The sequence below is a fragment of the Neisseria sicca VK64 genome, assembly GCF_000260655.1.
Lineage (GTDB): Bacteria > Pseudomonadota > Gammaproteobacteria > Burkholderiales > Neisseriaceae > Neisseria > Neisseria sicca_B.
The window spans coordinates 28,778-53,810 of sequence record NZ_AJMT01000186.1; the positions used below are offsets into that span (position 1 = coordinate 28,778).

The window sequence follows — 25,033 nt, forward strand, 5'->3', positions numbered from 1 at the left end:
AAATTTTATGAATAAAAAGGTCGAATTATGCGGTTTGATTTATATCGATAAAGTCCCCTTCAAAAGGGAGGCTTGAAAAAATAAAGTGGCGTTGTAGGGGAGGTTGTTAAATAATAATATGATTATAAAGTAAAAAATATAAAAAATCGATAAAGCCGCTAGATGGAGTGAAATGTAATTCCGCTTGGCTAGGCTTGTCTTATATGTTAAATTTAGAAAAATTTAAACCTAGCCCTTATTGCGTTTGTTCAAAACGCATACGGCAAAGTGAGATAAAAAATTTTTATTCCCATAATTCATGGAGACTCTCATGGACACACAAACTTATAACTACAAAGTGGTGCGCCAGTTCGCCATCATGACCGTAGTTTGGGGTATTGTGGGCATGTTGGTCGGTGTCATCGTTGCCGCCCAATTGTTCGCCCCGGCCCTTGATTTATCAGATGTCGGCCCTTGGTTCCACTTCGGCCGCCTGCGTCCGTTGCACACCAATGCGGTGATTTTTGCATTCGGCGGTTGCGGTCTGATGGGTACATCATACTACGTTGTTCAACGTACCTGTAATGCACGCCTGTTCGGCGGTTGGCTGCCGGCATTTACCTTCTGGGGTTGGCAGGCAGTTATCGTTGCGGCAATCGTCAGCCTGCCTTTGGGTTATACCCAAGCTAAAGAGTATGCCGAATTGGAATGGCCTATCGACATCCTGATCGCTTTGGTTTGGATTGCTTACGCCATCGTATTCTTCGGTACGATTGCCAAACGTAAAATCAAACATATCTACGTTGCCAACTGGTTCTACGGCGGTTTCATTTTGGCCGTTGCTCTGTTGCACATCGTCAATAACCTGAGCATTCCTGCGGGCTTCATGAAATCCTATCCGGTTTATGCGGGTGCAATCGATGCTATGGTTCAATGGTGGTATGGCCACAATGCCGTAGGTTTCTTCCTGACCGCAGGTTTCTTGGGCATGATGTACTACTTCGTGCCGAAACAGGCAGGTCGTCCTGTTTACTCTTACCGCCTGTCCGTCGTCCACTTCTGGGCTTTGATTTTCACCTACATGTGGGCAGGTTCCCACCACTTGCACTATACCGCGCTGCCTGACTGGACTCAGTCCTTGGGTATGGTGTTGTCCCTGATTCTGTTCGCACCTTCTTGGGGCGGTATGATTAACGGTATCATGACCTTGTCCGGCGCATGGGACAAACTGCGTACCGACCCTATCTTGAAATTCTTGATCGTTTCTCTGTCCTTCTACGGTATGTCCACCTTCGAAGGTCCGATGATGTCCATCAAATCCGTCAACGCTTTGAGCCACTACACTGACTGGACCGTTGCACACGTTCATGCCGGCGCATTGGGCTGGGTGGGCTTCGTGACCATTGGTTCCGTGTACTACATGATTCCCCGCCTGTTCGGTAAAAATGAAATGTACAGCACCAAATTGGTGGAAGCGCATTTCTGGATTGCGACCATCGGCGTGGTTCTGTATATCGCCTCCATGTGGATTGCAGGGGTATTGCAAGGTATGATGTGGGGTTCTCTGAATGCGGACGGTACTTTGACCTACTCGTTTGTAGAGTCAGTTAAACGCACCATGCCTTTCTACATGATTCGTTTCACCGGCGGCCTGCTGTACCTGAGCGGTATGTGTATCATGGCATACAACGTTTACCGTACGGCCATCAGTGGCAAAGCGGTTGATGCCGAGATTCCCGCGGTGTCTCAAACCCAGCACCACTAAAAACATAAGAAAAGGCTACCAAAATGAAATTACAACAATTAGCTGAAGAAAAAGTCGGCGTCCTGATTGTATTTACCCTGCTTGTAGTCAGCGTAGGCCTGTTGATTGAAGCCGTGCCGCTGTTCTTTACTAAAGCTGTTACCAAGCCTATTGAAGGTGTGAAACCTTATAACGCTTTGCAAGTGGCTGGTCGCGATATCTATATCCGAGAGGGTTGTTACAACTGTCACTCTCAAATGATCCGTCCGTTCCGTGCGGAAACCGAACGTTACGGCCACTACTCCGTTGCCGGCGAGTCTGTTTATGACCATCCGTTCCAATGGGGTTCCAAACGTACCGGTCCGGACTTGGCACGTGTCGGCGGCCGCTATTCCGACGAATGGCACCGCATCCACCTGCTGAATCCGCGCGACGTTGTGCCAGAGTCCAATATGCCCGCTTTCCCATGGCTTGCCCGCAACAAAGTCGATGCCGAAGCAACCGTGGCGCATATGAAAGCCCTGCGTAAAGTCGGTACGCCTTACAGCGACGAAGAAATTGCCAAAGCGCCTGAAGCCTTGGAAAACAAATCGGAGCTGGATGCGGTGATTGCATACCTGCAAGGCTTAGGCTTGGCATTGAAAAACGTAAGGTAACATCATGGACGTAAACTGGGCCCGCTCGCTCTTTACTGTTTGGGTTTTTATCAGCTTTATCTTAGTGCTTTATATCGTTTTCAACCGACGCAATAAAAAGAACTACGATGATGCCGCCAACAGTATTTTCGAAAATGATGAGGATAAAGAGTCGTCTGAAAAAGACGGGCGATAACAGTTTAGTCCGTGATCACGGAGCAAAATAATGAACACAGCACCCCAATTTACCAGCAATTTCTGGAATATATACATTGCAGTCATCGTCGTGCTCAGCTTTATCGGCTTGGCATGGCTGCTGCTTTCCCAAAACGTTGTGAAGCGTCCTAAAAAGGGCGAAGAAGTCAAAACGACAGGTCATCAATGGGACGGTATCGAAGAATACAACAACCCGTTGCCACGCTGGTGGTTTTGGCTGTATGTCTTTGTCTGGCTGTTCGGTATCGGTTATCTGGTCATGTACCCGGGTTTGGGCGATTATGAAGGCCAGTGGAAATGGAGCAGCCACGGACAATATGATCAGGAAATGGCTAAAGCAGATCAGAAGTACGGCAAAGTTTATGCCAAGTTTGCCAATATGCCGATTGAGCAAGTGGCAAAAAATCCTGAAGCACGCGCCATCGGTCAAAACCTCTTCAATACCTACTGTATCCAATGTCACGGTTCTGATGCCAAAGGTTCCAAAGGCTTCCCGAATTTGACCGACAACGATTGGTTGTGGGGCGGCGAACCTGAGAAAATCCATGAGACCATTGAAAAAGGCCGTACGGCGACGATGGCAGCATGGGGTCCTGCGTTGGGTGAAGAGCGGGTAAAAGATGTGGCAAACTATGTCATGTCCTTATCCAAATCCAAAGACCAATACGATGAAGAACGTGCCGCACGCGGTAAAGTATTGTTCAGCGGTCCACCGGCAAACTGCTTTACCTGTCACGGCGACAAAGGTCAAGGTATCCAAGGACTGGGTCCGAACCTGACCGACAACGTATGGTTGTGGGGCGGTACTCAAAAATCGATTATCGAAACCATCACCAACGGCCGACACAGTCAAATGCCGGCTTGGGGTCGTTTCTTGGATAAAGACAAACTCCACATCATGACTGCGTATGTATGGGGTCTGTCCAATAAAGACGGCAAAGCACCCGTGAAAAAAGCCGAACCTGCTCCCGCACCGGCACCTGCTTCTGCTGCCGCATCATCCGCTGACGCTTCATCTGCGTCCGCACCTGTACAAGCTGAAAAAGCAGCTTCAGCAGCTGATGCAAAAGCGACCGCTCCTGCCGAAGCCAAGCCGGCAGAAAAAGCAGATGCTTCTTCTGCCAAAGTGGACGGTAAAGCCGTTTTTGAAGCCAACTGTAAAATGTGTCACGGTGGTACCATCCCCGGTGCTCCAGGCATAGGTAAGAAAGACGAGTGGGCTCCGCGTATCAAACAAGGTAAAGATACCCTGCACAAACACGCGCTCGAAGGCTTTAACTCCATGCCTGCCAAAGGTGGTAACACAAGCCTGAGTGATGACGAAGTCAAAGCAGCGGTTGACTATATGGCCAACCAATCCGGCGCTAAATTCTAAACCGTAGAAATTAAAACGCACCTTTTCATAAGGTGCGTTTTTTTATGGGGTCGTCTGAAGTTGCTTTCAGACGACCTGAAGTTCATCCCGTACTTTCATTAGCGCGAAACCAAGTAGGTTCAAACCGCGCCATTGCAATGGATTTTGGGCGCGTGGATCATCTTGGGCAAGTCCGATTCCCCAGATTGCGTCAACCGGGCTGGCTTCTACTAAGATACGGTTGCCGGTGCCAAGCAAAAAGCGTTTCAAATCGGGGTGTTGGATGAATTTGGCACGGTTGCCTTCGCAAACGATATTGAAGCGGCGGGCATTCCAAATATCGTTTTTAAAACCGATGACTTGTCTTCCCAAATCCTTAGCCTGTTTGGGGTGGGCAGAAGCGATGATTTGGCGGCGGATATCGTCTGCGCCGAACAGCCTCGCCTTTTCTGCCATCATATAGTGTTCGGCAGTCGCATAGCGGATGCCGTCGATTTCAAAGGGCGCAGGATACCATTGGCTGAAGACGGCTTTATCTATCTCATTTTTATAGTGGATTAACTTTAAACCAGTACGGCGTTGCCTCGCCTTGCCGTACTATTTGTACTGTCTGCAGCTTCGTCGCCTTGTCCTGATTTAAATTTAATCCACTATATGTTTTGGCGTGTGTCCCCAGAAGTATAGATATTTCAGTTTTTCTTTGCGCTGGTAGGCGGTCTTCAGGTCGGCAAGAGTGTAGGGGGCAGTCATGGTGTTTCTTTCTTATTGTGTATTGGATTCAAACGGATAGGGTGTTACCGGATTTAAGATTTATGATGCGCGCAGGTGTGGCAGATTGACTGTGAATCAGGGCAAGACGAAGCCTCAGACGGTATGAATGGGAAATACCGTGCCGATCTGTAGTTAATCCACTGTATCTCGGAAGATATATAGTGGATTAAATTTAGATCAGGACAAGGCGACGAAGCTGCAGACAGTACAGATAGTATGGCAAGGCGAGGCAACGCCGTACTGGTTTAAAGTTAATCCACTATAGATGGGAATATATTCGCTATCATACTGTTGACGGTAGAAAAAAGGTCGTCTGAAATAAGTTTTCAGACGACCTCTGTTATTTAAGGCTTATTTCCAAACCAAGAGCGCGTGGTTGCGTTTGCCGCGTCGTACGATGGTGTATTTGCCGAAGCGTTTGTGCGCGTCGGTCAGCAGATAGGCATCGTCGGGGCGTTCGGCGGCGTGGTTCGGGTTGTTCGATTCGGCGGCTTGGCCGTTGAGCAATACCGCTTTGCTGTTCACAAAACCGCGCGCTTCTTTGTTGGACGAGGCTAAGCCGGTTTTGACCAAGGCTTCGACGACGTTGAGGTCGTCTGAAACTTCAAATGCGGGCAGGCCGTCGAGGGCGAGCTGTTCGAAGTCGCTTTCGGTCAGGCTGCTTTGGTCTTCGGCAAACAGGCTTTCGGAAATGCGCTGCGCGGCTTGCAGGGCGGCTTCGCCGTGAATCAGGCGGGTCATTTCTTCGGCGAGGATGCGTTGCGCTTCGGGCTTGGTGCCGCTGGCTTTGTCTTTCGCTTCGATGGCGTCGATTTCTTCGATAGACAGGAAGGTGAAGTATTTCAGGAATTTATACACATCGGCATCGGCAACTTTCAGCCAGAACTGGTAGAACTGATACGGTGAGGTTTTCTTCGCGTTCAGCCATACCGCGCCGCCTTCGGTTTTGCCAAATTTGGTGCCGTCGGATTTGGTGACCAGCGGCAGGGTCAGACCGAATACTTGTTTTTGGTTCAGGCGGCGGGTCAGGTCGATACCGGCGGTGATGTTGCCCCATTGGTCGGAGCCGCCGATTTCCAAAACCGCGCCATGACGTTTGTTCAATTCGGCAAAGTCGTAGCCTTGCAGCAGGGAATAGGCGAACTCGGTGAAGGAAATGCCTACGTCGTCGCGCTCGATACGCTGTTTGACGGATTCCTTGTTCAGCATGGCGTTGACGGAGAAATGCTTGCCGATGTCGCGCAGGAAGTCGAGGCAGTTCATGCTGCCGAACCAGTCGGCGTTGTTCGCCATAATGGCGGCGTTTTCGCCTTCAAAGCTCAAAAACGGTTTCAGTTGGTTGCGGATGCTTTCTACCCAGCCGGCAACGGTTTCGGCGGAATTCAAGCTGCGCTCCACCGCTTTGAAGCTGGGGTCGCCGATCATACCGGTCGCGCCGCCCACCAAAGCAATCGGCGTATGCCCCGCCTGTTGGAAACGGCGCAATGCCAACACGGGCAACAAGTGGCCGATATGCAGGCTGTCGGCGGTCGGGTCGAAACCGCAGTAGAGGGCGATTTTTTGTTCGTTCAACAAAGCGTCTAAGGCTTCGATGTCGGTAGTTTGCGCGATTAAGCCGCGCGATTGTAGGTCTTGGATAACAGACTTCATATTTAACCTTTTAATTTATCTAAAAAATCTCTTTGATTTTGATTCAGATGTTCAAGTATTTTTTCTGGAGTTTGATTATCACAGAAAGATTTACATAGAGCTATTTTTCTTCCATCTGAGCCCCAAAGGTAATCATCCTTGTCAGGATTATTTTGTGAGGTGCACTCTGAAAGATATTCGAGAATAATTTTATTTCTATGTGCAACTTGATTTCGAACGTTTATCTGTTTTTTTCCAATGATTTTATATTTGTCTTTCCGTAGTAAATTATTTGCAGTTTCTATAATTAGGGCAGGAGATAAAAAATCTTCTATTGCCCAGTTTTGAGATTGTCCACTAAAGTTCCTAGGATTATCATCTAAAATGGTGTAGTCATGTCTGGGAATAAGAATGCTTTGGATTTTCAGAGAGGTTAATTTTTTAGGATTGATTTTTGATTTAGATTCTCTTCCCTCTTTATCATTATCAAAAATACATAAAATTTTTGGTTTTTCTGGAAAGGGGTTATCTTTGGCGAAATCATTATAATATTGCAAGTATCCTGCAATTTTGGTTGCTCCTCCAGCGCAAATAATGTTTGGAATTTCAATATCTACGGCTTCCATCAGTTTTTCTAAGTATTTTTTGTCTTCCTCTCCTTCTACTAAGACATTAAATGGCAAAAGCTCCCATCCGTCATTATTGTTAATTCCTAAATGTTCTTTAATTGCTTTGATCTTTTCGGATGTAGAGGTAAAAGCAATATTTTGAGTGTTTATTTCATAAAATATTTTACCAGGTCGTCTTTCATACTCCTTAGGTTCAGAATTTCCTATAAATAAATTAACCGTATCAATATTTCTTAAGTTAATAAAATGTTGTGAGTGTGTAGTGAGTATAATTGTTTGCTTATCTTCTTTACACATTGATTGCAAAGTTTCAAATACTTTTCTTTGTAATTTTGGTTGTAAAAATGCTTCTGGTTCATCAATTGCCCAAATAATTTTTTTATTTTTAATATTTTTTGAAATATATTTCATTAACGAAAGAAAAACTGCTCTTTGAGCTCCACTACCTTTAGATTCAATTTCATGATTATTGCCGTCTTGTAGAGTGATGGATGTCATTGTGCGAATTACATCTCTCAATCTATCAAATTCTGCAAAGTTTATTAGAATTTTAGCCTCTTTCAAAATTCCATCAAAATCAGTAAGTTCTTTAAAGCAATGGTTTATGTCATTCTCAATGTCGGTGATGGCTTGTCTAGATAGATCTATAAACTCTTCCAATTTTTTTAAAGGACGACTTTGTTTTGTACGTTTTTTATCCAAAGCTAGTAAGCCGTCTTTTTCTAGAATAGCTCCAATGAGGCTTGGTAAATGTATGTTATGAGATTCTATAAATATAAATTTAAATTCTGATAAAAATTCAAAGGCTTTGTTATCATTAATATCTTTGGAATCTAATTTGTATGAAGAGTTACCTTTTGCATCAAAACGTACTAAAAGTTTTATAATTTTACCGTGATTTTCAAATTCCCCAATTAATTCTGTCTTGGTTCTTCCTCCTCGCGAACCATAATATATGTGATGTGGAATATCAGTTTCAGCATGGTATAAATTTTTATCATGAATATGATTAAAATATACGTTTAAAGCTCTTAAAAAATTAGTTTTACCAATATTATTTTCACCACTAATTACAATAGGTAGATTATCAATAAATTTAACATTAACGTTAATAAGAGATCGGAAATTTTTAATTTGAAATTTTCTTAAGATCATATTTATTTTCTTTGCTATTGCAGTATTGGGAACAGATTCCCTGTTCCCAAATATTTTCAGACAATCTTACACGTTAAACAAGAAGTGCATCACATCGCCGTCTTGCACGACATATTCCTTGCCTTCCACGCGCATTTTGCCGGCTTCTTTGGCTTTGGCTTCGCCGCCGAGTGAGACAAAATCGTCGTAGGAAATGACTTGGGCGCGGATGAAGCCGCGTTCGAAGTCAGTGTGGATGACGCCTGCGGCTTGCGGGGCGGTGTCGCCTTTGTGGATGGTCCAGGCGCGGACTTCTTTGACGCCGGCGGTGAAGTAGGTTTGCAGGCCCAAGAGGTCGTAGCCCGCGCGGATCAGGCGGTTCAAGCCGGGTTCTTCCAAGCCCATTTCAGCGAGGAATTCGGCTTTTTCGTCGTCTTCCAACTCGGCGATTTCGCTCTCCATCGCGGCGCAAACGGCAACGACGGGGGCGTTTTCTTTTCCAGCCAATTCTTTCAGGCGGTCGAGGTGCGGATTGTTTTCAAAACCGTCTTCGGCAACGTTGCCGACGTACATGGCGGGTTTGGCGGTCAGCAGGAACAGCGGTTTGAGCATGGCGAGTTCTTCAGCGTCTAAGCCGAAAGAGCGGACAGGTTTGCCTTCGTCCAGATGCGGCAGCAGTTTTTTGCACAGTTCGACCAGTTTTTGCGCGTCTTTATCGCCTGAGCGGGCGCGTTTTTCTTCGCGGACGATGGCTTTTTCGACGCTGGCGAGGTCGGCAAGCGCCAATTCGGTGCCGATGGTTTCGATGTCGGCAATCGGATCGACTTTGCCGGAAACGTGGACGATATTGTCGTCGTCAAAGCAGCGCACGACGTTGACGATGGCGTCGGTTTCGCGGATGTTGGCGAGGAACTGGTTGCCCAAGCCTTCGCCTTTGCTCGCGCCTGCGACCAAACCGGCAATGTCGACGAATTCGACGATGGCGGGCTGCATTTTTTGCGGATTGACGATTTTCGCCAGCTCCGCCATGCGCGGGTCGGGCACTTCGACGATGCCGACGTTGGGTTCGATGGTGCAGAAGGGATAGTTCGCTGCTTCGATGCCCGATTGGGTCAGCGCGTTAAAGAGGGTGGATTTGCCGACATTGGGCAGGCCGACGATGCCGCATTTCAAGCTCATGTTTTTTCCTGAAAAGATAAAAGTTTAACGGCGGATTATAGCATATCGGGAATGACTCAAAAACTGCAAAGGTCGTCTGAAAACCGTGGTTTCCATGCGATGGGAACAGTTTGGCGTTTTCAGACGACCTCGATGATGAAGGGAAGAGGTGGTATGGGCTTTGCCCGCGAGAAATATATCGGTCTATTTTGTTTGGGGCGAGTAGCAAAATATCTTGATTTTCGTGGGCAAAGCCCACGCTACGGTAGTGGCGGGTATTTTATTCAAACTCGCAATAGAAGGTCGTCTGAAAACGGTCATAACGGGTTTACTTAGCCGCAATCCGTGTTTTCAGACGACCTTGGTAATGAGTAGAAAAGTAGCGTGGGCTTTGCCCGCGAGAAATTATAGTGGATTAACTTTAAACCAGGGCGGCGTTACCTCGCCTTGCCGTACTATCTGTACTGTCTGCGGCTTCGTCGCCTTGTCCTGGTTTAAAGTTAATCCACTATATGTTGGTCAATTCTGTTTTTGGATGATGGGCAAAATATCCTGATTTTCGTGGGCGAAGCCCACGCTACGGTTGAGGTGCGCGTTTTATGCAAATTCATAATAAAAGGTCGTCTGAAAATGCGGATAGCGATTTTTTCTAAAACCGCTATTTCGTTTTCAGACGACCTTTTGTGTATATGGATTTTTAATCAAACAGCAAAATCAGCAGCAACACAATCGCAATCACGCCCAGCCACATGCTTTGCCGCTGCTGCACTTTAACCAAATGGATATAGGCATCGCGCATTTCCTGCTGGCGGTTTTCATCAACCAGCGCATTGATTTTGCGCGGCAGGGAAGGGATGATTTGCGCCCAGTCGGGGGCTTCGTTTTTGAGGTTGCGCAAAAAGGCTTTAGGACCGACTTGTTCGTTCATCCATTTCACCAAAAACGGTTTGGCGGTTTTCCACAAGTCCAAATCGGGATCAAGCTGTCGTCCCAAGCCTTCGATGTTGAGCAACGTTTTTTGCAGCAACACAAGCTGCGGCTGGATTTCGACATTGAAGCGGCGGCTGACTTCAAACAGGCGCATCAATACGAGGCCGAACGAGATTTGCGAAATCGGTTTGTTGAACACCGGTTCGCACACGGCGCGGACGGCGGCTTCCAATTCTTCCGCGCGCGTGTCGGCGGGCACCCAGCCCGATTCGATGTGGGCGGTGGCGACGCGGTGGTAATCGCGGTTGAAAAAGGCGAGGAAGTTGATGGCGAGATAGCGTTTGTCGTAGTCGGTCAGCGTGCCGACGATGCCGAAATCGAGGGCAATGTAGCGGTTGTCGGCGGCGACCAAAATGTTGCCGGGGTGCATATCGGCATGGAAAAAGCCGTCGCGGAAGACTTGTGTGAAGAAGATTTCCACGCCGTAATCGGCAAGTTTGTGCAAATCGATGCCGTCGGCTTTGAGTTTGGCGATTTCCGATACGGGCGTGCCGTCCATCCATTCGATGGTCAGTACGTCGCTGGAGCAGTAGTCGTAAAACACCTTGGGCACAATCAGCATATCGCTGTTTTGAAAGTTGCGGCCGAGCTGGCTGGCATTGGCGGCTTCGCGCATTAAATCCAACTCGTCATGCAGATATTTGTCGAATTCCGCCACCACTTCGCGCGGTTTCAAACGCTTGCCGTCGGCAAACAGACGCTCGACCCAAGCCGCGCCGAAACGCATCAGCGACAAATCTTGTTCGATAACGGGCAAAAGGTTGGGGCGCAAGACTTTGACCGCCACTTGTTCGCCCGAATGCAGGCGGGCTTTGTGTACTTGGGCGATGGACGCGCTGGCGACGGGTTCGGTTTCAAATTCCGCATACAGCGTTTCGATGGATTGCCCCAGCGATTTTTCGATTTGCGAGCGTGAAAGCTGCGCATCAAACGGCGGGACTTTGTCTTGCAGCTTTGCCAGTTCGACCGCGTAATCATGCGGAATCAAATCGGGGCGTGTGGACAGAACCTGCCCGAATTTGATGAAAATCGGCCCCAGGTTTTCTAGGGCAAGGCGCAGGCGGACGGCAGGCGGTTCGTTTTCCAATTCAGACGACTGCGGCAGCATTTTCAACAGCGTCCGCGTCCAGCCCGGACGGACAAGCGCGGCAAACAGCTCGGCGAGGCGGTAGAGGTAAAGCGTGCGGAGGATGGTTTTGATGCGTTTGAGCCGTTTCATGATTAAGCGCGGAAAATGCTGAAAGTCGAAATTATATAGTAAATAGGCCGTGCCCACACGGAATGGGATGGGGCTAAGACAAGGATGTGAGCGGGAATTGGCTTTGCGGGCGAGCGGATGGCGTTATAGTGGATTAACTTTAAACCAGTACGGCGTTGCCTCGCCTCGCCTTGCCGTACTATCTGTACTGTCTGCGGCTTCGTCGCCTTGTCCTGATTTAAATTTAATCCACTATAGATTCATAGAATCGAAAAGGTCGTCTGAAAACGTTGGGCAAAGCTGCTTGTCCGTTTTCAGACGACCTTTGTTTACGGCTATATATTATTCGCTCAAGAGCGCAATATCCGCTACCGCGTTCATCTGCTCTGCCAAGCGGTTCAGCAGGTTCAGGCGGTTTTGTTTTACGGCGGAGTCTTCCGCCATCACCATCACGCCGTCAAAGAAGGCATCGACTTGCGGTTTGACGGAAGCCAGTTCGGACAAGGCGGTCTGGAAATTGCCTTCGGCAACGGCGGCGGCGATTTTCGGCTGCAAGCCTTGTGCGGCGGCGTACAGGGCTTTTTCTTCGTCCTGTTGCAGCAGGCTTTCATCGACTTCGCCCAGCGCGGCATCGGCTTTTTTCAGCAGGTTTTGCACACGTTTGTTGGCGGCGGCGAGCGCGGCGGCTTCGGGCAGTTGTTTGAATGCGGCGACGGCTTGCAGTTTGGCGGTCAAATCGTCCAAACGACGCGGCTGTTTGGCAAGTACGGCGGCAACAATGTCTTGCGGATAGTCGTTTTGCAGCAACACGGCAAGGCGCGCCTGCATGAAGTCGGCGGTTTCAGACGGCGTTTTCTCGTTGAGCAAACCTTTGGGGAAGCTGTCGAAGGTCGTCTGAATCAGCTCGTTTACGTCCAAACCATACTGCATCAGCATCCGCAAAATACCCAAGGCGGCGCGGCGCAGGGCGTAGGGGTCTTTGTCGCCGGTCGGAATCAGGCCAATGCCCCAAATGCCGACCAGGGTTTCCAGCTTGTCGGCCAGTGCAACGGCAGTGGCGACTTTGCCGTTCGGCAGGTTGTCGCCGGCAAAACGCGGCTGATAGTGCTGCTCGACGGCTTCGGCGATTTCTTCGGTTTCGCCGTCCAAGCGGGCGTAGTATTTGCCCATCGTGCCTTGCAGTTCGGGGAACTCGCCGACCATTTCGGTAACCAAGTCGGCTTTTGCCAGACGTGCGGCGCGTTCGGCTGCGGCAGCATCCGCGCCTAAAGCCTTGGCGATGTGGGCGGCGATGCTTTGCAGGCGTTCGATACGCTCGGCTTGCGAGCCGATTTTGTTGTGATACACCACGTTCGCCAGCTTGGGCAGGCGGCTTTCCAAAGTCGCTTTTTGGTCTTGCTTGTAGAAGAACTCGGCATCAGACAGGCGCGCGCGCAAAACGCGTTCGTTACCTTGGATGATGTGCGACGGATCGTCGGTTTGCAGGTTGGAGACCAACAGGAAGCGGTTCATCAGCTTGCCGTTTTGGTCGAGCAGCGGGAAGTATTTTTGGTTTTGCTGCATGGTCAGAATCAGGCATTCTTGCGGCACGGCGAGGAAATGTTCTTCAAAATCGGCTTCCAAAACAACGGGGTATTCGACCAGCGCGGTAACTTCGTCCAGCAGGGCTTCATCGGCGGCCACGGTGGCTTTCAGACGACCTGCCTGCTCGTTCAAGGCCGTTTGAATGGCGGCTTTGCGCTCGGCAAACGAAGCGACGACTTTGCCTTGCTCGCGCATTTGGGTGGCGTAGCTGTCGGCGTTTTCAATGGTGATTTCGCCGCTGGACAGGAAGCGGTGTCCCAAGGTTTGATTGCCGCTTTGCAAGCCCAAAACGCTGACGTTCACAATGTAGCCACCGTGCAGCACAATCAGCCCGTGAACGGGGCGCACAAAGGTAAACGTGCTGTTGCCCCAGCGCATCACTTTGGGAATCGGCAGTTTCTTAACGGCTTGATTGATAATGTCTTCCAAAAGTTCGCCCAACGGCTTGCCGGTTTGGACGTATTCGTAGGCGTACACATCCTGCTTGCCGTCGTGGACGATGGTCAAGTCTTCGATTTTCGCACCCGCACCGCGTGCAAAACCTTCCAAAGCCTTGGTCGGCGCACCGTCTTTCATGGCATTCGCCACGGCAGGGCCTTTTTTCACGATTTTCTGGTCGGCTTGAACGGCTTTCACGTTTTTGACTTGAACGGCCAAACGGCGCGGCGAGGCGTAGGCGGTAAATTCGGCTGCACCGTCAATCAGTTGCGCTTTTTCCAAGCCTTCGGCAACAGAAGCGGCGAAGTGGTTGCCTAAATTATTCAGGGCTTTTGGGGGAAGTTCTTCGGTAAGGAGTTCGATTAAAAGGGTTTGGGTTGTCATGTGAGACTTTCTGCTCTTTACATTTGTCGGTTTTAATTTCGTTGAAGCGGATACTTTCAGACGACCTCTGGCTGGAAACCCTGTCTTGGTTGGATTTGTCTGAAAGTTTGGTGATAAAGCCATCGGATTCACGCGCCGGTATGGTGTGCATTGCCGATGTCTGTTTGATTTGGTGCAGATTATGCCACAATTGCGCCTTTTCTGCGGCGTGATTATTAGAGAAGTTGGCAATAGAAGCGGATAGAGGGTGATGAAGATAGGGAATAAAGTGGTTGGATAAAGATAACTTCCTTGTTTCGCTTTGATCTCAAACCAATCTGCCGCTACATAGGGCTATCGTTTTATGTGCTTTCGTATCACTTGAATAGGTCGAAAGAAAAGGTCGTCTGAAACTGTTCATCAGTTTTCAGACGACCTTTTTAAAGAAGACGGTAATTCGGATTATTGACGTTTCGCGCCGTAACCACCAATGAGGTGTTCGCTACCGTCTTGGTTTTTCAGACCGTAAGTACCGCCGATTTCAGCAGCTTTTGCACCGTAGAATTTACCGCTCAAATTACCTTTCAGACCTGCTGCGGCTGCTTCAACCGAGCCAAGGAAGAGGTTGCCGTTTTCCCATTTTGCTGTCCCCTTCATGTCGTAGTCGGCACCTTTTACGGTTACACGACGGCCGTTGTCGTCAAGAGAGTGGAATTGGGAATTGGTAGTTTCAAAGCGTACGCCTTTCAAACCGAAATCAGCAATGGCTTTAACATCCGCTGTCAGCTGACGGCTTTGGTTACCTTTCACAACATAGGCAGTAGTCAAGCCGTTGTAAGTTGCCGTACCTTTCTCCGGCAGGTCGGTGAACTTGGTCTCATCGCCTAAGCTTTGATAGCCGAATGCGACATCGTTTTTGGGATCAAAATAGTATGCAAAGGTTTGATAAGCCCAACCGGCTGCAGCGGGGTCGTGCATGACGATTTGTGTGCCATCAGTAAATTGGATGATGTATACACCGTCGAAGCGTTTGTCAAACACGAGATGTTTACCATCCCCGGCAACCAAGTTACCTTTTCTAAAGTATGCCAATTTGTCTGCCAAGCTTTTGGCTTCGGCAGCTATAGCAGGACGCGCATCACGAAGACGACCATATAAATCGTTCAATTCGTCAAGTTTTGCCTGAGCTTTTGCGATAGCATCAGCATCGCCTTTCTCTTTAGCTTGTTTTAAAGTCTCTTTGGCTGTTTCGATTTGAGTGTACAGTTCGGTAATCTTCTCATCGATTGAGGCACGACCATTAATAAAGTTTTTACTGTCGCCACTTATCTTGCCGTTTTGTGGGCCTCCATCACTTTTTGTATTACCGCCTGAAAATACTTTCATAATCAGAGAATATGGTGTGGTCCAATTGACTTGAGCGGCATTTTGGTTGGCAATTACTACGCCGTCCAATTTTACTTCGTCATTGTTTTTGAAATCCAATGAACTAATTAAACCGTTTTGATTGTTTTCTTTGCTGTCAGTAAGGTAGAAATCACCTGTATATTCTTTTCCGTCTGCTGTTCTGGTAAGACGTAACTGGGCATTTGGATTGCCTTGTTGTGCAGTGGCAGAGGAAATAAAGCTGGTGTGCAGTGGTGTAGCGCCATTTACTGCTTCAAGCGGTGCTTCATCAATCAAGTCCGCGAGATTGTCAGCGCGGTTATGACTAGGGGTAGCTGCTGCTACGGTATTGCCATTATTGTTGTTGGTAGCGCTGGGGGTGGCATTGCTTGGGCTGCTGTTTTTAGCAGGGCTGCCGTTGCCACTTGTGCTGGTTGATCCGGTGGAAAGAGTGGATGCGCCACCGCTGCCACCGCCGCCTCCACAGGCAGACAGGATTGCCGCGCTGATGGCGGTTAAGATGATGGTTTTGATTTTAGTGTTGATTGCAGACATATTGTCCCCTTTTTTGTTGATTGGAATGGTGCTTTTTTATCAAATGGCATAAAGTATTATCATAGATATAATTATGACAAAAATAAACTGTTTTTTACATTTGTTGGGATAATTGTCCATCGATATGCAGTTTGTGTTTGATTTGTACGACATAAAGGTCGTCTGAAAATGCTTGAAGTTGCCAGTTGCGGTTGTCTGCTTTAATCGGGCTTCGTTTTCAGATGACCTGCCATTACAATCACGTTTTATTTTAGAGAAGAATTTATGCGTCATTTTTTGTCTGTAATTTTGTGTTCATGTTTCCTCGCTGCGTGCTCCACTCCTATGGCTCCTCAAGATATTTCTACCGCTTCCGCCCGTTGGGCGACTTTGGTAAAGCAAGATGCTAATTTGTACCGTATTGACGATAAGCTTTACCGCAGTGAGCAGCCGGTTGCGGAAGATGGGGAGCTGATTGAGCAACTCGGTATCCGTAGTGTGATTAATTTGCGATTTTTTGATCGGAACGACAACGAAACACATTTAAAAGGCGGCAATTTGATGCTGCTGAACCGTCCTTTGTTGACGTGGAAAATTAAGCCTAAAGATATCGCGCAAACTCTTTTCTTAATTGAAAAGCAACAGAAATACGGTCCTGTATTGGTTCATTGCTATCATGGGGCTGACCGTACAGGTTTGATTTCCGGAATGTACCGTATTATTTATCAGGGTTGGTCGGTGGAAGAGGCCAGGTTAGAAATGCAACATGGTCCTTATGGTTACCATAGTATCTGGAAAAATATTGAGAATTTGTTTACCGAAGAAAAGGTACAGGAAGTACGCGAACATTTGGAACGTCTGCGAAAAGAGGGATGATGTTGAATGTAAGGTGAGGCCTGGATTAGGCGTCTTGGAATGATAACGATGTTGGTTTTAACTTATCTTTATCATTTTCTTGCGCTTACGGTATTATGTTTGGCGTACACTTTGCCGGTCTCTTCAAACTAAGAACGATTCTTATGTATCACGGTGAACGCTTTAATGCGTATACTCATTTGATTGGCGCCATGCTGGCTGTTGCGGCATTGGTGCTGATGATTATTAAGGCGGATGATTCATATCGGCTTGCCAGTGCGATTACTTATGGTGTTTGCCTGTCTTTGCTGTATCTGGGCTCAACGTTGTATCACAGTATTCCTCAACCTAAAATTAAGGCTGTCTTGCAAAAAGTGGATCATTGCATGATTTATCTGTTGATTGCAGGCAGCTATACCCCGTTTACCTTGATTCCTCTTAAGGGAGAATGGGGTTGGTCGCTTTTCGGTGTGTCGTGGGGTTTGGCATTTTTAGGGATTATTCAAGAGCTTACGATAGGGAGGAAGAGTGAAAAACGGCTGTTGTCTATGATTATTTATGTGGTGATGGGATGGTTGATTTTGGTTGCTTTATTTCCATTGGTTCAATCGCTTTCATCTGCCGGGCTGTTTTGGCTTGCGTTGGGTGGTATATTGTATAGCGTCGGTATCTATTGGTTTGTGAATGATAAAAAGATTAAACATGGTCATGGTATTTGGCATTTGTTTGTTCTTGGTGGAAGCTTGGCTCAATTTGTCTGCATCTATTTTTATGTACTTTAAGAGGCTGACGGTTTGTATAGTGGATTAAATTTAAATCAGGGCAAGGCGACGAAGCCGCAGACAGTACAGATAGTACGGAACCGATTCACTTGGTGCTTCAGCACCTTAGAGAATCGTTCTCTTTGAGCTAAGGCGAGGCAACGCCGTACTGGTTTAAAGTTAATCCACTATAGAAGTTGTATCAAGGTTTTTGTTGTAGGGCGGTAACCGAAATTTTATCTGTAATTGAATTTACGGCCGAATGATAGAAAATGATGTAAAAAATCCCCACTGAAAAGTGGGGATTTTGTTTTGCAATTCTTTTGCTTAACCTTTACGGGCAGGCAATTTTTCTTTAATACGGGCAGCTTTACCGGTCAGGCCGCGCAGGTAGTACAGTTTGGCGCGACGGACGTCACCGCGGCGTTTTACTTCGATTTTTTCTACGGTAGGGGAGTAGAGTTGGAAGGTACGCTCAACGCCTTCGCCGCTGGAAATTTTGCGGACGATGAAGTTGCTGTTCAAGCCGCGGTTACGACGGGCGATAACAACGCCTTCGTAAGCTTGCAGACGGCTGCGTGAACCCTCTACTACGCGTACGGAAACGACTACGGTGTCGCCCGGTGCGAATTCGGGGATGTCTTTGTTCAGGCGAGCGATTTCTTCTTGCTCTAATTGTTGAATCAGGTTCATTGTTTTTCCTAAATTATGATTGGATTTCCTGTTGCTCTTGCAAGATTTCTTTTAAGAGGCGGGATTCCTTTGGGATTAAACTGCGCTTTTCCAGCAGGTCTGGTCTGCGCTCCAGGGTGCGCCGCAGCGATTGTTTCAACCGCCATTCGGCTATCAAGCCATGATTGCCCGAACGCAATACGTCAGGGACGGTCATGCCTTGGAATTCTAAAGGTTTGGTGTAATGGGGGCAGTCTAATAGGTCGTCTGAAAACGAATCCTGTTCGGCTGACTGTATATCACCCAATATGCCGGGTATCAGTCTGAGTACGGCATCCATCAGCATCATGGCGGGTAGCTCTCCGCCGGAAACGACAAAGTCGCCTATGCTGATTTCTTCATCTACGCTGCTTTGCAGCAGGCGTTCGTCAATTCCTTCGTATCGTCCGCAAAGCAGTATGAGATGCGGAGATTTTGCAAGTTCTACGGCTTTTTTGTGGGTCAGCGGTTGACCTTGCGGACTAAGGTAGATGACTTTTGCAGGCGCTGAAGATGTTTGTTTGGCTTCTTCTATCGCTGTTTGCAGCGGCGGCGCCATCATAATCATTCCCGGACCTCCGCCAAAGGGGCGGTCGTCAATATAGCCGAGTTTGTTGTCGGCGAATTTGCGGGGATTGATGGCTTGGAATTGCCAAAGGTTTTGTTTTTTTGCGCGACCGGTTACGCCGTATTCGGTAATGCTGTCGAACATTTCGGGGAAGATGGTGATGGCTTGTATCAACATCAGTAGTCTAAGCCCCAGTCGGCGGTAATGGTTTTGCCTTCAGTATCGACGGTTTCGATGTAGTTGGATACGAACGGGATCAGGATTTGGCCATGTTCCCCATTAATCATCAAAACATCGTTGGCGCCGGTTTCCATCAGGTTTGTGACTTTGCCAAGCACGATATTGTCTTTGTTGACAACGGTCATGCCGACTAAATCTGCCCAATAATATTCGTCTTCCTCGGTGGGGGCGAATTCTTCTCGGGGGATTTCGATGGTATAGCCGCGCAGGGCAAAAGCTTGATCGCGATCGTCTATGCCTTCGAATTTGACCTGAAGCTCTCCGCTGACGATTTTGCCGGCTTCGAGTGTTACGTTCAGGGTTTTACCGTCTTTGCTTAACTGCCACTCAGGGTAGTCCAGGAGGCTGTCGGCGTATTCTGTATTGGCGGCTATTTTAAGCCAGCCTTTGATGCCGAATACGCCTTTGATGTAGCCCATGGCTACCCGTTGCTGAGTGTCGGTCATAGCAAGATTAGCCGGTGATTAAGCAGCAGCTTTTTGTTCTTTGATCAGTTTTGCAACTGCGTCGCTGACTTGTGCGCCTTGGGCGATCCAGTGGTTCAGGCGGTCGGCTTGGAGGCGTACGCGCTCTTGTTTTTCATTGGCGACAGGGTTGTAGAAGCCAACGCGCTCGATGAAGCGGCCGTCGCGGCGGTTGTGGGAGTCGGCAACGACTACGTGGAAGAAGGGACGGTGTTTAGAACCACCGCGAGCCAAACGGATAACTACCATTTTGAGTCCTTTTGAGAAAATCGGATAGATAAGAAACTGCTAATTTTAGGATATTTTGCGTTGTTCATGCAAGTTTTTATTTGTTTTTGTTGCTGTTTTGCGGAGTGGTCAGGTTGAGGCGTGCTTGGCACAAAGTGTTGTCTTCTTCTGAAGGGGTGATGGTAAAGCCTGATTTTTCAGCAAGTTTAAGCATAGGGGTGTTGGATTTGAGTATTTGGGCACTCATGACGCGGTAGCCTTGTTGTGTTGCCGATTGGATAATCAGCTTCATCATTTCTGCTGCTAACCCTTTGCCGCGCACGTTTTCAGCAAGCGTGATGCCGAATTCGCATTCGTTGCGGTTGATGCGGCTGAAGCGGCTGATGGCGACGATGAGGTCGTCTGAATTGCGTGCCGTCCATGCGGCTTCGCTGTGGTAGTCGAGTTTGCTGAAGCGTGCGAGGGTGGGGATGGGCAATTCGTTGGTATGGGTCATGAAGCGGGTGTAGCGCGCTTGCGGAGAGAGGCTGCGGACGAATTGTTGCTTGGCTTCCGCGTCTTCGGGAGTGAACGGGTGGATGGTTACGGTTTCGCCGTTTTTGAGGGTAAGCGTGGCAGGATGCTCGGTCGGGTAGGGGGCGAGCACGTTTTGGATGGGGGCTTCGCTTTCGGTTTTTGCGCCTAAAAGTTCGGCGGCGGCTTCGCCGGTGTTGCGGAGGAACTCGGCGGCAGTCGGATTTTTGCTGCGCAGGTATTCCGCTGCGGTCTGTACTTTGGCGGCGGCTTGTTCGAGCTTGAGGGTGGCTATATTGGTTGGTTTATTTTTGGGGGAAGGACGTTCGTCAGCATGCAAGACAAAGTCGCTGCTGTATTGGTCGCCGTTGAGGTTGAGCAGGATTTCGCCGATGTATTGCTGCCGTTGGCTGAGTGTGTTTAGGGTGTGCAGGAGCTGGTTTAGGGTGTGTGTATTGTCGAGTTGGGCGAAACGGGCGATGTGTTCGCTGTCCAGCGTAGAGAACGGCGGGAGCGCGGCGGCGGTTCTGCCTTGATGGCATACGGTCAGGATGTCGCCATAGGCGGTATGGCGTTGGAAACGGAATTGCACGGCGTTATGCACGGTGTGCTGATAAGCCGGTAGACACAGGGCTTCGGCAAGCAGGGGCAGGTCTTTTGATACGAGGGCTTTAGTAATGTTTCTTGCCTGCGGGGTTTTCAGACGACCTTTTTTAGGCGTGGCGATGCGTAACTGCTCTTTTTGCAGTTGGTCGGCAATGTTGCGGAACGATACGGCTTGCAGGGCTTGTTCGGGACGGTCGAAATGCAGGAGGTCGTCTGAAAAGCGGCTGCTGACAAGCAGGGGTTTGGCAGTGTGTTTCGCCAGCATACTCAGGGTGCGGGTCAGATTTTTTTCGTCAGGACTGTCGGTCGGGGCAACGATGGCGAGCAGGGCTTCGGTATGGGTATTTTGAAGGTGTTGGCTGGCGATGCTGTGGTAATGGGCGGGCGTGGGTGTGCTGCCGATGTAGCCTTGTCGGATGTGCGGCTGCTTGGTGGGGAATTGGAGTTTTAGGTTTTGGGGGGCACAGGTTTCCAGCCACTCGGCAGGGGTGTCGGACAGGATGTCGATGCTGTTCAGAGGGGGGAGGTCGGACAAACGCGCGTGCAGGGCGGCTTCGAGTTCGCTGCTGCTGAATGTGGCGAGGAAGTTGCAATGGCACGCGAGGCAGCGTAACACGGCTTTTTCGGTGTCGTCCGAACGGTGGGTAACGTGGAGGATGAGCGGGGTGTGGCGGGTGAAATGGCGGATGGCGCTGAACAGGTTGCGCTGGTTTTCGGCTGGGTTGTGTTCGATAACGGCAACTTTGGTGTGGCGGTTGTGGCCGAAACGGTTGAGCCAGTCGGCAGAGGTGGTGGGGCTGAGCGGATAGTTGAGGCTGATGTGGCGTGAAATGCCCTGTCCCATTTTTTGCAGCATGAGGTTGATTTCGCTGCTGACGGAGGCGTGTCCGGTCAGAAGGGCGGTGTAACCTGCTGGATGGTCGGGTTGGGAACTGATGTTGAGGCTTTGCGATGGAAGCTGCACGCCGGCGGGGCTGCACACGCTGATGTTGAGTTCGTTGCCGTGGTGTTTTTTGATGGCGGCTTCGGCGGTGTGCCATTCGTCGTCGGACAGGCTTTCCCAGTCTTGGATGAGGATGATGTGGCCGAACTGTTTTTTGCGGCAGGATTTGAACAGGGCGTCGTAGCTGTCGGGTGGTGTTACGGCGATGACGAGGTCGGCACTGCCGGGGATTTTGTTGAGATTGGTGTAGGAGGCGAGTCCCGCAACCGTGCGGTGGCGGAGGTTGACGGGTGTGATTTGACCTTGAAACGGTGCGCTCAGGAGGTTGCTCAGGATGCGTTCGCCCAAGCTGTATGGGCGTTCGCTCGCGCCCACGAGAATGATGTGGTTGGGCATGAAGAAGTAGCCGGACATGGATTGGGCGGACATGGTGCCTCCTTTTCGGTGTGTGGACGCTGCGTTTCAGACGACCTTTCGGGGGGGAAGGGGTGTGTGATGAGTGAACGGGATTGGGCGTTCGTTGTTGGTTTTGTTATCAATGGATAGTCTGTTTCGTTGCTCTTTATGGCGGAACATACGGACTTTAAATGATTTAATTATTCACTTGCATTATATATGGCAAATGGCATAAAAGGTCGTCTGAAAGGCGGGAACGTAAGGGTTTGTTCTTTTCAGACGACCTTTTGTAGGCTTGGGGTGTGGCAATTTGTTTATAGTGGATTAACTTTAAACCAGTACGGCGTTGCCTCGCCTTAGCTCAAAGAGAACGATTCTCTAAGGTGCTGAAGCACCAAGTGAATCGGTTCCGTACTATCTGTACTGTCTGCGGCTTCGTCGCCTTGTCCTGATTTAAATTTAATCCACTATACAAACCCCGATGGGCAACATTCATGGTCAAGAGTTTTTAGGATGCGGCTTTTCCGTTTTGCCGTTCACTTTCTTTTTGGGCAGGATAAAGTGCATTTTCAAACCATTCGGCTTGATGTTTTCAGCCATGATTTTGCCGTTGTGCTGCTCCATGATGTGTTGGGTCAGGGCAAGGCCTAAGCCGGTACCGGGTTTGCTGGCGCTGGAGTCGGCACGGTAAAAGGCGGTGAAAATGTGCGGCAGTTGCATTTCGTCCACGCCGGGACCGTTGTCGGTAACGTCCACAATCCAATGCTTGCTGTCTTGTCCGATATTGACGCGGATGGTGCTGCCTTCGGGGCTGTAATTGATGGCGTTGCGGATAACGTTGTCAAACGCGCGGTACAAATAGCCTTCGTTGGCGCAGACCGTGGCATTTTCGGGGATTCTGGGTTCGACCGAGAGGGTAACGGTTTGTTTGTTCTGCTGGGCGATGCTTTGGTTGTCTTCCACGATGTTTTTCAGGAAGGGGACGAGCTTCAGGCTTTCTTTTTCCAGCGGGATGTTGGACGTTTCCAAACGGGAAAGCGTCAGCAATTCGCCAACCAAGGTATCCATGCGGGTCAATTCGCCTTCCAGTCTTTTCAGATATTGTTCTTGCTTTTGCGGCTGCGCCTGAATCAGTCCGACGATTGCCTGCATACGCGCCAAGGGCGAGCGCATTTCGTGGGAGACGTGGTGCAGCAGGTGGCGTTCTTTGGCAACGAGTTTTTCCAGTTTTTCCGCCATTTTGTCGAACTGGATGGCAAGGTGGGACAATTCGTCGTCACGGTCGTCCACTTGCTGCGAAATACGGGTTTCAAGTTCGCCGTTTGCCACCCTGTCCATACCGCTGCCCAAGATTTTGATGGGCTTGGTAATGTTGCTGGCGAGGATGTACGCCATCAGCAGGCCGACGACGATGATGAAGGAGAGGATGATGAATTCGTGCCAAATCGGGGCGAGCGGCAGGCCCGGGATAAAGAGCGGGCTGGGCAGGCGTTGCGCCTGATGGCTGTCCCAACCTTTGATAAAGAAGAGGTATTCTTCGCCGAAACGGTCGTATTCGATGTGCGCCAAATCGGAATTGGGATTATTGATGGCAAACACGCGGGCGCGTTCGATGGTGTGGTTGTCGATGTTGCGGTCGAGGATGTCTTTTTTCTCGTCGCCCAAAATGACGTAAACGGAATTGGAGACGGGGCTGTCTTCCCATTCAGCCAAAATTTCGCGCGCACCGCTGTCCCCGCGCGCCCTAAAGGCGGAGAGGATGCTGTTCATCAAAGTGGTTTCGATGGTGCGGCGTTGGTTGAATTGGTTTTCGGCGAGGGTATTTTGCACCAGCCAAAAAGAAAAACTCGCCACAAAGATTGCGCAGACGATGACTGCGCAAAATGTGGCGAAGATGCGTTGAAACAGTTTCATTGATCTGTTTTATCTTTAGTTTTTAACAAACAGGTAGCCCAAGCCCCGTACGGTCTGAATCAGCGAGGCATCGCCCAGTTTGTGGCGGATGCTGGAGATGTGGACGTCGATGCTGCGGTCGAATTTTGCCAGTTTGCGGTCAAGCGCTTCGATGGACAAAGTTTCTTTGCTGACAACTTGTCCGGCATGGCGCATCAGGACTTCGAGCAGGTTGAACTCGGTACTGGTCAGCTCAAGCGGAGTGTCTTTGATGGTCGCCTGACGTTTGGCAGGGTACAGGACGACGTCGCTGACGGAAATGCTGTTTGGCGCGTTGTTCGGCTCGCCGCTTTGTTGCGCACGGCGCAGGATGGCGTTGATGCGTGCCAACAGTTCGCGCGGGGTGCAAGGTTTCGGAACATAGTCGTCCGCACCCATTTCCAATCCGATGATGCGGTCGATGTCGTCGCCTTTGGCGGTCAGCATGATGATGGGAACGGTGCTTTGGGAGCGGACGTTTTTCAATACGTCCAAGCCGTTCATTTTCGGCATCATGGAGTCTAATACGACGACATCGTACTGACCGGTCAGGATTTCGTGTACACCGGCTTCGCCGTCCGGAACGCTGTGGACGTTCAATCCTTCGGCGGTAAGGTATTCGGTGAGCAATTCAGTCAGCAAAGCGTCGTCATCTACGAGTAATACGCGACTCATGGGATTTCCTTTTCGTGATTGTATGCGCTGCGCAAACCCGAAATAAACGGGTGCGGCGGATAGTGATGGCTAATCTTAACACGCATTTTGAGTTTTTTGATAGCTTGTTTTCCTATGCTTTTGCGCTTTTTTGCATTGCAGGGACGCTGTCTTTACATTTTCAGACGACCCCTGTACCAAATCCCCAAAATATACGCCGGATACGCGCCAAACGGACGGCAAAATAATGCCGGTAAAGGCTGTGTTCGAGAAAGAACGGGGGATTCTATAGTGGATTAACTTTAAACCAGTACGGCGTTGCCTCGCCTTGCCGTACTATCTGTACTGTCTGCGGCTTCGTCGCCTTGTCCTGATTTAAAGTTAATCCACTATAAAACAGGTCGTCTGAAAACGTATTCA

General features: G+C 49.3%; 21 protein-coding genes and 2 pseudogenes. 8 read left to right on the forward strand and 15 right to left on the reverse strand.

All coding sequences use genetic code 11. The annotated features are described in order from the left end of the window. The first annotated feature begins 310 nt into the window (after positions 1-310). Genes ccoN through ccoP form a run of 4 tightly spaced genes read left to right on the forward strand, consistent with a single transcriptional unit; the run spans position 311 to position 3,949 of the window. The gene (ccoN, locus tag HMPREF1051_RS10870; protein WP_003768548.1) at positions 311-1,744 is read left to right on the forward strand and encodes a cytochrome-c oxidase, cbb3-type subunit I; all 1,434 of its coding nucleotides are present in this window, start codon (positions 311-313) and stop codon (positions 1,742-1,744) included. Positions 1,745-1,767: 23 nt separating this feature from the next. After that, positions 1,768-2,379 carry a cytochrome-c oxidase, cbb3-type subunit II gene (gene ccoO / locus HMPREF1051_RS10875; RefSeq protein WP_003757996.1) on the forward strand — a complete coding sequence of 204 codons (612 nt, stop codon included), beginning with the start codon at positions 1,768-1,770 and terminating at the stop codon, positions 2,377-2,379. Between the two features lie 4 nt (positions 2,380-2,383). Continuing rightward, positions 2,384-2,554 carry a cbb3-type cytochrome oxidase subunit 3 gene (locus HMPREF1051_RS10880; RefSeq protein WP_003757997.1) on the forward strand — a complete coding sequence of 57 codons (171 nt, stop codon included), beginning with the start codon at positions 2,384-2,386 and terminating at the stop codon, positions 2,552-2,554. Positions 2,555-2,584: 30 nt separating this feature from the next. Continuing rightward, the gene (ccoP, locus tag HMPREF1051_RS10885) at positions 2,585-3,949 is read left to right on the forward strand and encodes a cytochrome-c oxidase, cbb3-type subunit III (protein WP_003768578.1); all 1,365 of its coding nucleotides are present in this window, start codon (positions 2,585-2,587) and stop codon (positions 3,947-3,949) included. Between the two features lie 66 nt (positions 3,950-4,015). On the opposite strand, the gene HMPREF1051_RS10890 is transcribed toward ccoP, so the two are convergent. Beyond that, positions 4,016-4,486, reverse strand: coding sequence for an NADAR family protein (locus HMPREF1051_RS10890; RefSeq protein WP_036493056.1), 471 nt, complete (start codon positions 4,484-4,486; stop codon positions 4,016-4,018). 355 nt (positions 4,487-4,841) lie between these two features. On the opposite strand from HMPREF1051_RS10890, the pseudogene HMPREF1051_RS14605 reads away from it, so the two are divergent. Then, positions 4,842-4,961: pseudogene (locus HMPREF1051_RS14605) on the forward strand (IS5/IS1182 family transposase); the annotation flags it as partial. Between the two features lie 89 nt (positions 4,962-5,050). Here HMPREF1051_RS14605 and tyrS read toward each other — a convergent pair. From tyrS to ychF, 3 genes are all read right to left on the reverse strand, one after another. Next, positions 5,051-6,349 carry a tyrosine--tRNA ligase gene (tyrS, locus tag HMPREF1051_RS10895; protein ID WP_003758002.1) on the reverse strand — a complete coding sequence of 433 codons (1,299 nt, stop codon included), beginning with the start codon at positions 6,347-6,349 and terminating at the stop codon, positions 5,051-5,053. A gap of 2 nt (positions 6,350-6,351) precedes the next feature. Then, positions 6,352-8,112 (reverse strand): ATP-dependent nuclease, encoded by a 1,761-nt coding sequence (locus HMPREF1051_RS10900; RefSeq protein ID WP_003768588.1) that lies wholly within the window; start codon positions 8,110-8,112, stop codon positions 6,352-6,354. A 66-nt stretch (positions 8,113-8,178) separates the two neighbouring features. After that, a complete protein-coding gene (ychF, locus tag HMPREF1051_RS10905; protein WP_003768552.1) occupies positions 8,179-9,270 on the reverse strand; it encodes a redox-regulated ATPase YchF in 1,092 nt (363 codons plus the stop codon). Between the two features lie 51 nt (positions 9,271-9,321). Here ychF and HMPREF1051_RS14930 point away from each other — a divergent pair, with 51 nt between their 5' ends. Next, on the forward strand, positions 9,322-9,585 hold the full coding sequence (locus HMPREF1051_RS14930) for a hypothetical protein (protein WP_003768598.1): 264 nt from the start codon (positions 9,322-9,324) through the stop codon (positions 9,583-9,585). 361 nt (positions 9,586-9,946) lie between these two features. Here the strand turns inward: HMPREF1051_RS14930 and ubiB are convergent, their stop codons facing one another. The 3 genes from ubiB to HMPREF1051_RS10920 all read right to left on the reverse strand — a co-directional run bounded on the left by ubiB (position 9,947) and on the right by HMPREF1051_RS10920 (position 15,763). Next, the gene (ubiB, locus tag HMPREF1051_RS10910) at positions 9,947-11,458 is read right to left on the reverse strand and encodes a ubiquinone biosynthesis regulatory protein kinase UbiB (RefSeq protein WP_036493059.1); all 1,512 of its coding nucleotides are present in this window, start codon (positions 11,456-11,458) and stop codon (positions 9,947-9,949) included. Between the two features lie 321 nt (positions 11,459-11,779). Continuing rightward, positions 11,780-13,843: a glycine--tRNA ligase subunit beta gene (gene glyS, locus HMPREF1051_RS10915; protein ID WP_003768542.1), complete on the reverse strand. Its 2,064-nt coding sequence runs from the start codon at positions 13,841-13,843 to the stop codon at positions 11,780-11,782. A gap of 441 nt (positions 13,844-14,284) precedes the next feature. Beyond that, positions 14,285-15,763: a transferrin-binding protein-like solute binding protein gene (locus HMPREF1051_RS10920; protein ID WP_036493062.1), complete on the reverse strand. Its 1,479-nt coding sequence runs from the start codon at positions 15,761-15,763 to the stop codon at positions 14,285-14,287. 264 nt (positions 15,764-16,027) lie between these two features. Here HMPREF1051_RS10920 and HMPREF1051_RS10925 point away from each other — a divergent pair, with 264 nt between their 5' ends. Together HMPREF1051_RS10925 and trhA are read left to right on the forward strand one after the other, a co-directional pair. Beyond that, on the forward strand, positions 16,028-16,618 hold the full coding sequence (locus HMPREF1051_RS10925) for a tyrosine-protein phosphatase (RefSeq protein WP_036493065.1): 591 nt from the start codon (positions 16,028-16,030) through the stop codon (positions 16,616-16,618). Positions 16,619-16,761: 143 nt separating this feature from the next. Continuing rightward, complete coding sequence (trhA, locus tag HMPREF1051_RS10930; RefSeq protein ID WP_003768595.1) at positions 16,762-17,379, forward strand: PAQR family membrane homeostasis protein TrhA; 618 nt, start codon at positions 16,762-16,764, stop codon at positions 17,377-17,379. A 306-nt stretch (positions 17,380-17,685) separates the two neighbouring features. Here the strand turns inward: trhA and rplS are convergent, their stop codons facing one another. From rplS to HMPREF1051_RS14615, 8 genes and pseudogenes are all read right to left on the reverse strand, one after another. Continuing rightward, positions 17,686-18,051: a 50S ribosomal protein L19 gene (gene rplS / locus HMPREF1051_RS10935; protein WP_003740828.1), complete on the reverse strand. Its 366-nt coding sequence runs from the start codon at positions 18,049-18,051 to the stop codon at positions 17,686-17,688. A 13-nt stretch (positions 18,052-18,064) separates the two neighbouring features. Next, the gene (trmD, locus tag HMPREF1051_RS10940; RefSeq protein WP_003768529.1) at positions 18,065-18,814 is read right to left on the reverse strand and encodes a tRNA (guanosine(37)-N1)-methyltransferase TrmD; all 750 of its coding nucleotides are present in this window, start codon (positions 18,812-18,814) and stop codon (positions 18,065-18,067) included. Beyond that, a complete protein-coding gene (gene rimM, locus HMPREF1051_RS10945; protein WP_036493067.1) occupies positions 18,814-19,323 on the reverse strand; it encodes a ribosome maturation factor RimM in 510 nt (169 codons plus the stop codon). The genes trmD and rimM overlap by 1 nt, the downstream gene beginning before the upstream one ends. A gap of 18 nt (positions 19,324-19,341) precedes the next feature. Further along, positions 19,342-19,590, reverse strand: coding sequence for a 30S ribosomal protein S16 (gene rpsP, locus HMPREF1051_RS10950; RefSeq protein ID WP_003740833.1), 249 nt, complete (start codon positions 19,588-19,590; stop codon positions 19,342-19,344). A 76-nt stretch (positions 19,591-19,666) separates the two neighbouring features. Further along, positions 19,667-22,060, reverse strand: coding sequence for a bifunctional acetate--CoA ligase family protein/GNAT family N-acetyltransferase (locus tag HMPREF1051_RS10955; RefSeq protein ID WP_003768604.1), 2,394 nt, complete (start codon positions 22,058-22,060; stop codon positions 19,667-19,669). 465 nt (positions 22,061-22,525) lie between these two features. Continuing rightward, positions 22,526-23,941, reverse strand: a complete 1,416-nt coding sequence (locus tag HMPREF1051_RS10960; protein WP_003758036.1) for a HAMP domain-containing sensor histidine kinase — start codon at positions 23,939-23,941, stop codon at positions 22,526-22,528. Positions 23,942-23,956: 15 nt separating this feature from the next. Further along, the gene (gene misR / locus HMPREF1051_RS10965; RefSeq protein WP_003740839.1) at positions 23,957-24,634 is read right to left on the reverse strand and encodes a two-component system response regulator MisR; all 678 of its coding nucleotides are present in this window, start codon (positions 24,632-24,634) and stop codon (positions 23,957-23,959) included. A gap of 268 nt (positions 24,635-24,902) precedes the next feature. Further along, positions 24,903-25,033, reverse strand: a pseudogene (locus tag HMPREF1051_RS14615) (IS5/IS1182 family transposase); the annotation flags it as partial.